Below are 12210 nucleotides of genomic sequence, written 5' to 3'. Positions count from 1 at the left end.
GCTGGCGCCCTTTTTTCATGCGCCGGTTCAGGCGGCTTCCGCCACCCGGCCTTCCGCGATGAAGGCTGCAATGGCGGAAATGACGCCCGCATCCCGCACGATGCGCCGATGACCGAGACCGTTCGCCCACATCACGCGGATGCGCGGCGAGCGCCCCTCATAGGCGGCGGCATTGTCCGCCGGCACTTCCTTGTCGTCCTGCGCATGGACGATCAGCGCCGGCACGCCAAGCGCGGCCACCAGCCTTGCCCCGTCGAAGCGGGCCGGGTGAAGCCCGGTGCCGATCTCCGCCTGCCGTTCCACCCGCTCCAGCATCGCCGGACCGAGCCGCATGATCCTGGCAAAGCCGCCGAAGATGAAGTCGAGACGGCTCGGGGCACCGATGATCACCAGCCGGCCGGCCTGCGTGCGCGGCACGCAGGCAATGAGCCCCGATGTGGCTGCGATGGTCGCCGCTCCGCCGAAGGAATGCGCCACGATGGCATCGAAGGGCCCATGTTCCCGCGCCGCGGCCTGGATGGCCTCCACCGCGCGGCGCATGTCGAGGATGCGCCCGCTGGACTGGCCGTGACCGGGCAGATCAAGGGCAACCACGCGGTTTCCCGCCTCGTGCAGCCCCTTCGCCATCGGCGCCAGATAGGCGGCGCCCGATCCCCAGCCATGCACGACCAGAACCCGCGGCGCATCCGAAGGCAGCGCGCCGTCGAAGCGATGGGCCATCACCGAACAGTCCGACAGGGACATCCGCGTCGCCTTCGCCCCGGACAAGAGGCGCATGCCTTCCGCATGGGCCTCGCGCTGCTTGGCGCCCTTCGGCTTTCGGCTGTCGGTGGTGCAGAAAAGACGGTAGGCCAGCCTCCCGCCATGTTCGGGTGAGACGGTGGACACGAGCCGGAGCCCGAGGCGGATGACGGAGAGCGCAAAGGATGCCATAGTGGGATTCCGCTAATGTTCAACATTGAACAATAAAGTACAGTTATGAACAAAAATCAAGCCCTGCCCTGGGATCACCCGCGTTTCCGCAGCTGGATCGCCGTTGGCCGCGCCTGCCAGCTCATGCAGCAGGTGCTGACGCGTGCGCTGGCGGACCTCGACATCAAGCCGCCGCACCTGGATATTCTCGTCAATCTCTACCGCTTCGAGGGCATGACCCAGCAGGAACTGGCGCGCAAGCTGCTGGTCGGCCGGTCGAACATGTCGATGCTGCTGCCGCAGATGGAAAAGAGGGGGCTGATTGCCCGCTCGGGCGACAGCCGGGACCGCCGCGTCCTGCGCCTCTCGCTGACGGAGGAGGGCCGCAGCCTGGCCGAAAAGGCCATGCAGATCCAGACGGAGGTGATCGAGCGCACGCTCTCCCACACGCCGATCGAGCGCTGCCAGGAGCTTGCCGAAATCATGGAAAGCGTGGCCGCATCGCTCATCCGCGAAATCCGCGACGAGGAGTGATTGTCCTTTCCCTTCAACCGCATGGCGGCAGGATCGGACTCGTTTTCTCAGCGCGGCTTTTCGCTCACGACGCGGCTCATGCCCTTTTCGGCGAGCTCGCGCTCGTATTCGGCAAACTTCTCCGCTCCGGTCTCGCCGAGCTCGGCGAGGTAGGACCAGGTGAAGATCCCGGTATCGTGGCCGTCGTCGAAGCCGATGCGCACGGCATAGTTCCCGGTCGGGGTCATGGAAAGGATGGCGACGTTGCGCTTGCCGGGCACGGTCACCCGCTGGCCGGGGCCATGGCCCTGCACCTCCGCCGACGGGGAGAGCACCCGCAGCATCTCGGCCGAGAGATCATAGGCCTTGCCATTGTTGAAGGTGATCACCAGCCGCTGCCGGTCCTTCGCGACCCTCAGTTCGGTGGGCCAGATGTTGTGGGTATCCGCCATGGTGCGCCTCGCATTTCGCAGTCCCGCTGATCTAGGGGTTACCCGATTCGGACGCAAGATGAAGTTTGGGCGATCGGCTACTCCGCCGGGTGGCTATCCCGGTCCAGATCGCGGTTCCGGCCGTAGATCCAGCCAATCAGGCCACCCCCCGCTGCAATCACCAGCGGCAGGACGACATAGGCAAACAGCTCGACATCGCTCAAGACAATCTCCCCAACACGCGGCGCGCAGCCAAGTGTAACACCAGGGCCGAAAATAGCCATCCGCAGAAGGCGGCGACCAGAGGCGCCAGATTGGCAGGTCCGTTTGCGCCCATGTAGAGAGCGCTGGCCGTCGGCGCCAGCACCCCGACAGTCAGGCAAGCCGTCGATGCCCGGCCCAGCGCGTTGGCCAGCAATTTGGTTCTCTCGTTCCAGACAACACTCATCGGCACGAAACAGCTCCTCACCTTTTGTAAGGTTTGCCTAATTTTCCTCACCTGTCAAACGCAGGATGCCGCCGGCGGACGGATTGCCTTCGCTCGCCGGGCATCGGCTGGCGGATAAAAATGCCATTGTCTTGACGTTGGTGCTGTCAGCCAACACATTAGGTGAAGAGCAAGCGGGAGTGAGAAGGTGAACAGCAGACCCGGCCCCTTTTCCGGCCAGACGGCATCGCCGATGATCGACCCCTTCGGGCGGATGGTTTCGTATCTGCGCGTTTCGGTGACGGATCGGTGCGATTTCCGCTGCACCTACTGCATGGCCGAGAACATGACCTTCCTGCCCAAGAAGGACCTCCTCACGCTGGAGGAGCTGGAGCGGCTCTGCCGCGCCTTCATCGCCAAGGGCGTGAAGAAGATCCGGCTGACCGGCGGGGAGCCGCTGGTGCGCAAGAACATCATGCATCTGGTGCGCGCGCTCGGCGAACGGGTGAAGTCGGGCGAGCTCGAGGAGCTGACCCTCACCACCAACGGCTCGCAGCTGGCCCGTTTTGCCGGCGAGCTCGCCGAAGCGGGCGTCCGGCGCATCAATGTGTCCCTCGACACGCTCGATGCCGACAAGTTCCGCCAGATCACCCGCTGGGGCGAGCTTGCCCGGGTGATGGAAGGCATCGATGCCGCCCTTGCTGCAGGGCTGAAGATCAAGATCAACGCGGTTGCCCTCAAGGGCTTCAACGATGCGGAAATCCCCGCCATGATCCGCTGGGCCCATGCCCGCGGCATGGATTTCACCGTCATCGAGACCATGCCCATGGGCGAGATCGACGAGGACAGGACAGACCAGTATCTGCCCCTTTCGGAGCTTCGCGCGGCGCTCGAGCGGCAGTTCACGCTTTCGGACATTCCCTACCGCACGGGCGGACCGGCCCGTTACGTCGAGGTTCAGGAAACCGGCGGCAGGCTCGGTTTCATCACGCCGATGACCCACAACTTCTGCGAAAGCTGCAATCGGGTGCGCCTCACCTGCACCGGCACGCTCTACATGTGCCTCGGCCAGAACGATGCGGCAGACCTGCGCGCGGCGCTGCGGGCGTCCGGAGACGATGCCCATCTGTCCGCCGCGATAGACGAGGCGATTTCCCGCAAGCCGAAAGGGCACGATTTCGTCATCGACCGCACCCGCAACAGGCCGGCCGTCGCCCGTCACATGAGCGTTACCGGCGGCTGACGATCCATCAATTCCCGCCTGCCATTCATCAGCATTTCGCCATCGATCCGCGGCCTTTCCTGCGTTAAGGATCGCCATCGGGTCGAACAGAGGGAATCAGCGGCATGGCCTTGTCCAGGAACAGCCAGGGCGCGCTCTACATGGCGCTTTCCATGGCAGGCTTTGCCAGCAACGATGCCCTGATCAAGGCCATCAGCCACGATGTCAGCGTCGGGCAGATCATGCTCATTCGCGGCGCCATGACGTCGGTGCTCGTCTTCCTGATCTCCTGGCGCATGGGCGCGCTGCGGCCGCTCACCGTCATGGCGCGGCCGACGGTGGGCATGCGGGTCTTCTTCGAGATCGCCGCTGGCATCGTGTTCCTGTCGGCGCTTGGCAACATTCCGCTGGCAAACATCACCTCCATCCTGCAGTCGCTGCCGCTCGCGGTTACGCTGGGCGCCGCGCTCTTCCTGAAGGAACCGGTCGGCTGGCGGCGCTGGCTGGCGATCGTCGCCGGCTTTGCGGGCGTGCTGATCATCATGCGCCCCGGTCCTGAAGGCTTCACCACCGCCTCGCTGCTGGCGGTCGCCTGCGTCTTCCTGGCTGCCGGCCGCGACCTCTCCACCAAGCGGGTGCCTCCGGAAATCCCCTCGCTGATGCTGACGACCGTCACCGTCGTCTGCCTCACCCTGACCGGCGGGCTGCTGATGCCGTGGCTCGGCGGGTGGAAGCCGCTGACCCTGGCGGTCGTGATGCATCTTGCCGCCGCCTCCGTCTTCTCGCTGGTCGGCTATCAGTTCGTCATCGCCGCGATGCGCACCGGCGAAATCTCCTTCATCGCCCCCTTCCGCTACACGGCCCTGCTGGTGGCCTTCACCTGGGGCTATCTGTTCTTCGGGGAGAAGATCGATCTCCTCACCGGTATCGGCATCGGCATCGTCGTCGCCTCCGGCCTCTACACCTTCCACCGGGAAGCGCGGCGCAACGGCCGCCTCGCCCAGGAACCGAGCCCCGAGGTGATGGAGGGATGAGCGCGCCCCTCGGCATCGTGCTGGCCGGTGGCCTGTCGCGGCGGATGGGGCAGGACAAGACCGCCCTTCCCTTCGGCGACGATACGCTTCTCGGCCACGCGCTCGCGCGGCTTGGCGCCCAGTGTGCGCGGGTAGCGGTCAATGCGGGCTCCCGTGCCGGCCTGCCTTCGGGCGTCGACGTGATCCCGGACGATATTGCCGGATATGCGGGGCCTCTGGCGGGCGTTGCCGCCGGGCTTGCACAGGCACGGCGGCTCGGCTTTTCCCGTGTGGTGACGATTGCCGCCGACACGCCCTTCTTCCCGGAAACCCTCGTCGCCGCCCTCTGCGCGGCCGCCACCGAACCGGATGCCATCGCGGTTGCGGAAATCGGCGGCGAATGGCACCCGGCCTTCGCTCTCTGGCCGGTTGCGCTGGAGGACGATCTCCGGCACTGGCTTTCCGACCCCGGTAACCGCCGCCTCAAGGCCTTCATCCGCCGGCATCCGCATCGCGCGGTGTCATTCCCCTTGATCCCGACTGGAGAAGGCGCGATAGACCCCTTCTTCAACATCAACACGCCCGACGATTACCGCCGGGCGCTCGCCCTTCGGGAAATCATGGCATGACCAAGCCCCGCGTCTTCGGCATCTCCGGCTGGAAGAATTCCGGCAAGACCGGCCTCGCCGTCCGGCTGGTGGAGGAGTTCACCCGCCGCGGCTACCGCATCTCCACCATCAAGCACGCCCACCATGATTTCGACATCGACAAGGTCGGCGCCGACAGCTTCCGCCACCGGCAGGCCGGGGCGCACGAGGTGACCATCGTGTCGGGCACGCGCTTCGCGATCATGCACGAGCTGCGCGGCGCGCCCGAACCCACCTTCGAGGAAATCCTCGCCCGCATCGCCCCTTGCGATCTGGTGCTGATCGAAGGCTACAAGCGCGAGCCGATCCCGAAGATCGAGGCGCGCCGGCTGGAGGCCAAGAACCGCGAACCGCTCGCCCCCAGCGACCCCCACATCGTCGCCATCGCCGCAGACCACCCCGTCGGCGACTCGCCCCTCCCCGTCTTCGACCTCGACGACACCACCGCCATCGCCGACTTCGTCGAACGGATCACCGGCCTCAGGCAGAGCTGACCGCGCGCCTGGCGGTGCAGGCCGGTTTGCCCCTTGTGTGGGGTTGCATTTGCGGGGGGGCACCCCCCTCTGTCGGCGAATTTGCCGGGCTGCACCCCCCTCTGTCCCTGCCGGGACATCTCCCCCTCAAGGGGGGAGATCGACATTGCAATTTTTGATTTCCCCAGATAACCGGCGTCTCATCCGCAAAACGGTGGCGAGGGACTGCCCGCATCAACCCCCATCCCGATCTCCCCCCTCGCGGCGAGCGAAGCTCGTCCGCCTGGGGGAGATGCCCGGCAGGGCAGAGGGGGGGTGCGGTGCGGCAAACTCAACGGTTTGCAGAGCAGAGGGGGGTGCCGTGCGTCAAACTCAACGGTTTGCAAGGCACAGACGCCCCACGCCACCCCTCAACCCGTCCTCTTCCCCCAACGAAAAAACCGCCCGGATTGCTCCGGGCGGTTTCAGTCCTTGGGTAAAAGATGTGCCTTACTTCTGGGCCACCGGGCGGATCAGCGGGGTGACGCGGCGGATGGTGACGCGGCGGTTCTGCTGTTCGGCGCTGGCGGTGCGGATCTTGAGGTAGCGCTCGCCATAGCCCTGGGTGACCAGGTTTTCCGGCGGGATGCCGTAGACATCCGTGAGAAGGGCGGCAACGGAGTCCGCGCGCTTGTCGGAGAGGATCAGGTTCGACTGATCCGAGCCGACGGCATCGGTGTGACCTTCGATGAGGAAGGTCTCGCCCGGGTCCTTCTTCAGGACCTTGAGCATGGCCGAGGCGACCTTGCGCAGGGTCTTCGCCTGGTTCAGCGGCACTTCCGCGCTGCCCGTGGCAAAGGTGATCGTGTCCAGGTCGATGCGGCGCACCTTGTCGCGGATACGGGCCGAGTAGCGAACCTCGTCGATCGAGTAGACACGCTCGACCTTTTCCACCGGCGGCTTCTCGAGGAAGGCGTAGTAATCCTCACGGGGCTCGCGGGAGGTGGAGACGATGTAGTCGTCGACCGGAACCGTCAGGCGCATCGGCGGCAGGTCGTAACCGGCGTCATAGATCCGGCGCGGTTCTTCCGAGTCGGCCTCCGGCGCGTAGATCATCACATACTCGTCGCCATCGGGCGTGACCCGCGAGCGCTGGATGATGTCGCCATAACGGTTGTAGACCGTGACGAGGCGCGTGCCATCCGGGCGGACGATGGTTTCACGGCTGCGGCCGCGCGAAAGCTGCTCGTAGAAGCTGTCGTTGCTGTCCATCCGCAGGCGTTCGCGGTCGTCCGAGCGAACCACGATGTGGTTGCCCACGTTGAGGATCGTGGTGTTCTCTTCCTTCTTGATCACCGTCACGGTGTTCACCTGGGTGACGTTGTTCACCACCGTATTGTTGGTGGTGTTGTTGTTCACCACGGTGTTGTTGACCGTGTTGTTGGTCACGTTGTTGTTGACATTGGTAACGCCGGGGATCTGGAAGGCAGGGGCCTGCTCGACCTTCTTGCCCTTTTCCTCCAGCACCTTGTTTACCGCAGCCGGCTCGAGCACAGGCAGCGCGGCCTGGGCATCGGCATCCGTCTCCGGCGGCGGGGCGACTTCCACCTGCTCGCGCTCCTTGGAGCGGGTTTCGCGGGATTCTGCACCGCCGGTGAGATCGGCATCCTTGTCGCTATCGAGAACGGCAGCACCGTTATCCACCGGCAGGACCACCGTGTCGGAGGTCTTGGACGGGTCTTCGGCGATCTTCTGCTTTTCCTCGACCGTCAGCTTGTCCTCAACCGGAGGTACGGCTGCATCGGTGTCGGCCGCATCCGGCTGCTCGGTGGCAGGCTGCTCGGCGCCCTGCTGATCCGTCGACGGCTGTTCTGCGGGTGCCTGTCCCTCAGGCTGTGCCTGCGGTTCCTCGGCAGGAGCCTGCTCTTCGGGCTGTGCCTGCGGTTCCTCGGCAGGTGCCTGCTCCTCGGGCTGTGCCTGCGGTTCCTCGGCAGGGGCCTGCTCCTCGGGCTTGGCCTGCGGTTCCTCGGCAGGAGCCTGCTCCTCGGGCTGGGCCTGCGGTTCCTCGGCAGGAGCCTGCTCCTCGGGCTGGGCCTGCGGTTCCTCGGCAGGAGCCTGCTCCGGCTCGGGCTGCGGCTCTTCGGCGGGAGCCTGCTCCGGCTCGGGCTGCGGCTCTTCGGCAGGCGCCTGTTCCGGTTCGGGCTGCGGTTCTTCGGCAGGGGCCTGTTCCGGCTCGGGCTGCAGTTCTTCGGCAGGGGCCTGTTCCGGCTCGGGCTGCGGCTCTTCGGCAGGAGCCTGTTCCGGCTCGGGCTGCGGCTCTTCGGCAGGAGCCTGTTCCGGCTCGGGCTGAGGTTCCTCGGCAGGAGCCTGTTCCGGCTCGGGCTGCGGCTCTTCGGCGGGAGCCTGTTCCGGCTCGGGCTGCGGCTCTTCGGCGGGAGCCTGTTCCGGCTCGGGCTGCGGTTCTTCGGCGGGTGCCTGTTCCTCGGGCTGACCCTGCTTCTGCTGCTGGAGGAGCTGCTGCTCTTCCGGGCTCAGCTGGCCATCGCCGTCCAGATCGCCTTCCAGCGCCTGGGCCATCAGCCAGGTGCCCTGATGGCCGGCCTGGTTTCCGGCGGCAAGCGCCGGCTCCACGACGAGCGAGACCGACAGCACCGGCAGGGCCACGGTGGCAAAGAGTTTGGATCGAAGCGTCATCTCAACAGTCCTCTTGGCGCGAAAGAATCGCGATTGCGGGGGTCGGCGAAAGCTTGCCGCATATCCTGGCGACAATGTGGTGCTCCCGGCGATCATTCCAGAACAAGGGGTAGCGCCATCCGGCTGAATAGCGAATGAATGGCACGTTCACTTGGCCGTTAACGCCGGCTGCGCTCGGGCGTTCCCTTTGACTTCATCGCCTCGGGACGATTTTTCCCCGGCCAAGCGAGCGGACAGCCGAAATTTTCGCCAAAATCTCCGTTTTGCGACATCATTGGTGTGATTAATATTGATTTTCGTCGCGAGGGCGTAAGATTATGCGGTTGCCGCGGATTTCGGTCCGCCAACCACAAGGGGAGCACCGGAACGCAACAAACCGGTGCCTGCAAAAGGAGAGGATCCCATGAAATTGTCTGCCCGCCTTCTGGCCGCTGCATCTTTTGCGGCTCTGGCATTTGCCGCCGGCGCCACCATGGCTGAAGAGAAGATCATCATCGGCACCGAAGGCGCCTATCCGCCCTTCAACAACCTGGAAGCCGACGGCACGCTGACCGGTTTCGACATCGACATCGCCAAGGCGCTCTGCGACGAGATGAAGGTGACCTGCGAATTCGTGACCCAGGACTGGGACGGCATCATTCCCGCGCTGCAGGCGAAGAAGTTCGACGCGATCGTCGCCTCCATGTCGATCACGCCGGAGCGCAAGGAGAAGGTGTCCTTCTCGAAGAAGTATTACAACACCCCCCCGGCCATTGCCGTGCCGAAGGATAGCCCGCTGACCGAGGCCACCGAGGCCGCCCTTCAGGGCAAGACGCTCGGCGCGCAGTCCTCCACCACGCATGCCAACTACGCCGAAGCCCACATGAAGGGCGCCGAGCTGAAGCTCTACCCCACCGCAGACGAGTACAAGCTCGACATTTCCAACGGCCGCATCGATGCCGTGATCGACGATGTGGTGGTCCTGTCGCAGTGGGTGAAGTCGGATGCCGGCAGCTGCTGCAAGATCCTCGGCACGCTGCCCGTCGACCCCGCGATCAACGGCGAAGGCGCCGGCATTGCCGTCCGCAAGGGCGAGGAGGCGCTGGCCGACCGCTTCACCCAGGCCATTGCCGCCATCCGGGCAAACGGCAAGTACCAGGAAATCAACAAGAAATACTTCGATTTCGACGTCTACGGTCAGTAAGGCGTCCGAAAATGCCCTGAAACATGGCGGAAGACCGGTTCTTCCGCCATTTTCTTTCCTGTTCGGGAAAAATTCGTTTATGCTGATGGACGCGCGCCCGAAACGGGCACGCCCATACACAACAAGGCGCACAAGACGCCTGAAACTGGTGACTGCACCCAAAGCGGTGCGAGGGGGATTGGGAGATGGACGGAGTATTCTCCGCGGTCGGCTCGCTGACGGGCTGGCTTGGACATGTATTGGATCCGCTTTGCGGGCCGGTGGGGGTGTTTTCCTTCCTGCCGGCGGACTCGATCGTCGCCTGCGGCGACACCGGCTGGGGCGACGAGATCGCGCTCGGCCTGAAGATGACGCTTTCGCTGGCGCTTGCCACGCTGCCGCTCGGCATCGTCATCGGCTTCTTCATCGCGCTGGCGCTTCAATCCAGCGAGCCGTCGCTGCGCCGCGCGGCCGGCATCTACACCACCATCTTCCGCGGCCTGCCGGAACTGCTCACGCTGTTCATCGTCTATTACGGCGCGCAGATCCTCATCCAGGGCTTCCTCTCCTGGGTCGGCTATGAGGAGCGGGTGGAGATCAACGCCTTCGTCGCCGGCATGGTGGCGCTTTCGGTGGTGTTTTCCTCCTATTGCTCGGAAGTGCTGCTGTCGGCCTTCAAGGCCATTCCGCGCGGCCAGTACGAGGCGGGCGATGCGCTCGGCCTCAGCCGTGGCCGCACCATGGGGCTGATCATCGTGCCGCAGCTGGTGCGGATCGCCCTGCCCGGCCTGGTGAACCTGTGGATGAACCTGCTGAAGGATACCGCGCTCGTTTCCGTCATCGGTCTTGCCGAACTGCTGCGCCAGACGGGCGTGGCCGCCAAGGTCTCCAAGCAGGCCTTCTTCTTCTATCTGCTCGCCTGCGGCCTCTATCTGGTGCTGGCGCTCCTGTCCTCATTCGTGCTCGGCTTCGTCGAACGCTGGGCCAAGCGTGCGGAGATCGCCCGATGAGCATCGCCGAAACCCTCATTCCGGCCCGCCCTGCCCCGAAGCTCGACCGCCCGCCGCTCAACCGCTCCGCGGTGCTCGGCTATGGCGCGCAGGCCATCTGGCTGCTGCTGGGCCTTGCCCTGCTCTACATGATCGTCACGGGCTGGGATCCGGAGAAGTTCGCCAAGTACGGCCCCCGCTATCTCGACGGCATCCGCGTCACCGCCACGCTGGTGCTCGTTTCCGTCGTCTGCGGGGCCATCCTCTCGCTGCCGATCGCCTTTGCGCGCATGTCGAGGAACCCGGTGCTGAACGGCATTGCCTATGGCTATGTCTACATCTTCCGCGGCACGCCGCTGCTCGCCCAGCTCTACCTGCTCTACTACGGGGTCGGCAGCTTCCGCGTGGAGCTGGAGTCGGTCGGCCTCTGGTGGTTCTTCCGCGAGGCCTGGTATTGCGGTTTCCTGTCGCTGACGCTCAACACCGCGGCCTATCAGGCGGAAATCCTTCGCGGCGCCATCGAAAGCGTTCCCCGCGGCCAGCGCGAGGGCGCCAAGTCGCTCGGCATTCCCGACAGCGTCGCCTTCCGCAAGATCATCCTGCCGCAGGCCCTCATCGTCGCGCTGCGCCCCTACGGCAACGAGATCATCCTCATGATCAAGGGCTCCGCCGTGGTCTCGGTCGTCACCGTGCTCGATATCATGGGCCAGACCCGCTACGCCTTCTCGCGCACCTTCGACTACCAGACCTATCTCTGGGCCGCGATCTTCTACCTCCTGATCGTCGAAACCCTCCGCCACGTCTGGGCCTACCTCGAACGCCGCCTCACCCGCCATCTGCGGCGATAGGTGTCGGGGGGATGCCGGGGGTGGAGTTTGCGGTTGGGTAGCCCCCTCTGCCTCGCACCATGTCGAGTTTGAGGCACCGCACCCCCTCTGCCCTGCCGGGCATCTCCCCCTTAAGGGGGGAGATCGGGATGGGGTTGATGCGGGCAGTCCCCCGTCACCGTTTCAGCAAATGAGACGCTGGTTGTCTGGGGAAACCCTAAAATAACGGTCGATCTCCCCCCTTGAGGGGGAGATGTCCCGGCAGGGACAGAGGGGGGTGCAGCACGGCAAACCCGACATCGAGCGAGGCACCGATGATCTCCCCCTCGCGGCGAGCGAAGCTCGTCCGCCTGGGGGAGATGTCCCGGCAGGGCAGAGGGGGGTGCAGCACGGCAAACGCGACGGTTTGCAGGGACAGAGGCGGGTGCCGCACGGCACACTCCCGCCCCTTTGGCAGCACTCTCCCACCCATGCTGCTAACACATTGATTTCACAACATATTGACCCTCGCAGGCCGGCTTTGTAAAGCTTCGGTTAACCTTCCGGTGTTTCCATTTGATGACAGGCGCATGAATGGACATTCGAGTTTTGGAAACCACGAGAGGTGACCATGAACAAGGAAATGGAACTGCAGTTGCGTGGCTACGGGCTGACGACGGCCCATATTCTCTACCGCCTGCCGGATCACCCGGCCATTCTCCAGACCTATGTCTGGCAGCATTACGATCTCGCGCCGGATTTCCCGGAGATGCGGGAGTTCCTGAAATTCTGGGAGGAAAAGCTCGATGGGCCGCTGCATTCGGTGCGCTATTGCCACCGCAAGCTGATCGGGCCCAACGAGTGGCGGGCGCTGAAGGGCGAGTTCATCCTGCATTGAGCCGGCCGCTGAATCCGGTTGCGCGGCAGAAGGCAGCGGCCTAT

General features: G+C 64.8%; 13 protein-coding genes. 9 read left to right on the top strand and 4 right to left on the bottom strand.

The window, feature by feature from the left end; translation table 11 throughout:
* Window positions 1-27 precede the first annotated feature (27 nt).
* The gene (locus tag GGR23_RS08720; protein WP_183365832.1) at window positions 28-933 is read right to left on the bottom strand and encodes an alpha/beta hydrolase; all 906 of its coding nucleotides are present in this window, start codon (window positions 931-933) and stop codon (window positions 28-30) included.
* Between the two features lie 45 nt (window positions 934-978).
* On the opposite strand from GGR23_RS08720, the gene GGR23_RS08715 reads away from it, so the two are divergent.
* Window positions 979-1446 carry a MarR family winged helix-turn-helix transcriptional regulator gene (locus GGR23_RS08715; RefSeq protein WP_183365831.1) on the top strand — a complete coding sequence of 156 codons (468 nt, stop codon included), beginning with the start codon at window positions 979-981 and terminating at the stop codon, window positions 1444-1446.
* 47 nt (window positions 1447-1493) lie between these two features.
* Here the strand turns inward: GGR23_RS08715 and GGR23_RS08710 are convergent, their stop codons facing one another.
* Both GGR23_RS08710 and GGR23_RS23425 read right to left on the bottom strand, forming a co-directional pair.
* Window positions 1494-1877, bottom strand: a complete 384-nt coding sequence (locus GGR23_RS08710; protein WP_183365830.1) for a gamma-butyrobetaine hydroxylase family protein — start codon at window positions 1875-1877, stop codon at window positions 1494-1496.
* 77 nt (window positions 1878-1954) lie between these two features.
* Entirely contained in the window at window positions 1955-2080 is a 126-nt protein-coding gene (locus GGR23_RS23425) for a hypothetical protein (protein ID WP_281375694.1), read from the bottom strand.
* 456 nt (window positions 2081-2536) lie between these two features.
* Here GGR23_RS23425 and moaA point away from each other — a divergent pair, with 456 nt between their 5' ends.
* From moaA to mobB, 4 genes are all read left to right on the top strand, one after another.
* Window positions 2537-3526, top strand: coding sequence for a GTP 3',8-cyclase MoaA (moaA, locus tag GGR23_RS08705; protein ID WP_183366360.1), 990 nt, complete (start codon window positions 2537-2539; stop codon window positions 3524-3526).
* Window positions 3527-3630: 104 nt separating this feature from the next.
* Entirely contained in the window at window positions 3631-4539 is a 909-nt protein-coding gene (locus GGR23_RS08700) for a DMT family transporter (RefSeq protein WP_183365829.1), read from the top strand.
* Window positions 4536-5147: a molybdenum cofactor guanylyltransferase MobA gene (gene mobA / locus GGR23_RS08695; RefSeq protein WP_183365828.1), complete on the top strand. Its 612-nt coding sequence runs from the start codon at window positions 4536-4538 to the stop codon at window positions 5145-5147. The genes GGR23_RS08700 and mobA overlap by 4 nt, the downstream gene beginning before the upstream one ends.
* Window positions 5144-5659 carry a molybdopterin-guanine dinucleotide biosynthesis protein B gene (mobB, locus tag GGR23_RS08690; protein ID WP_183365827.1) on the top strand — a complete coding sequence of 172 codons (516 nt, stop codon included), beginning with the start codon at window positions 5144-5146 and terminating at the stop codon, window positions 5657-5659. Before mobA ends, mobB begins: the two co-directional genes overlap by 4 nt.
* Window positions 5660-6127: 468 nt before the next feature.
* On the opposite strand, the gene GGR23_RS08685 is transcribed toward mobB, so the two are convergent.
* Window positions 6128-8311 (bottom strand): OmpA family protein, encoded by a 2184-nt coding sequence (locus GGR23_RS08685; RefSeq protein ID WP_183365826.1) that lies wholly within the window; start codon window positions 8309-8311, stop codon window positions 6128-6130.
* A 403-nt stretch (window positions 8312-8714) separates the two neighbouring features.
* On the opposite strand from GGR23_RS08685, the gene GGR23_RS08680 reads away from it, so the two are divergent.
* From GGR23_RS08680 to GGR23_RS08665, 4 genes are all read left to right on the top strand, one after another.
* Window positions 8715-9494 carry an ABC transporter substrate-binding protein gene (locus tag GGR23_RS08680; RefSeq protein ID WP_183365825.1) on the top strand — a complete coding sequence of 260 codons (780 nt, stop codon included), beginning with the start codon at window positions 8715-8717 and terminating at the stop codon, window positions 9492-9494.
* A 185-nt stretch (window positions 9495-9679) separates the two neighbouring features.
* Window positions 9680-10483: an ABC transporter permease gene (locus tag GGR23_RS08675; protein WP_183365824.1), complete on the top strand. Its 804-nt coding sequence runs from the start codon at window positions 9680-9682 to the stop codon at window positions 10481-10483.
* Window positions 10480-11310, top strand: a complete 831-nt coding sequence (locus GGR23_RS08670) for an ABC transporter permease (protein ID WP_183365823.1) — start codon at window positions 10480-10482, stop codon at window positions 11308-11310. Before GGR23_RS08675 ends, GGR23_RS08670 begins: the two co-directional genes overlap by 4 nt.
* Before the next feature lie 589 nt (window positions 11311-11899).
* Entirely contained in the window at window positions 11900-12166 is a 267-nt protein-coding gene (locus tag GGR23_RS08665) for an usg protein (RefSeq protein WP_183365822.1), read from the top strand.
* Window positions 12167-12210 lie beyond the last annotated feature (44 nt).

Source organism: Gellertiella hungarica (assembly GCF_014197145.1).
GTDB classification, from domain to species: domain Bacteria; phylum Pseudomonadota; class Alphaproteobacteria; order Rhizobiales; family Rhizobiaceae; genus Gellertiella; species Gellertiella hungarica.
The sequence above is the reverse complement of the archived record's forward strand: the minus strand, read 5'-3'. Positions and strand labels throughout refer to the sequence as shown.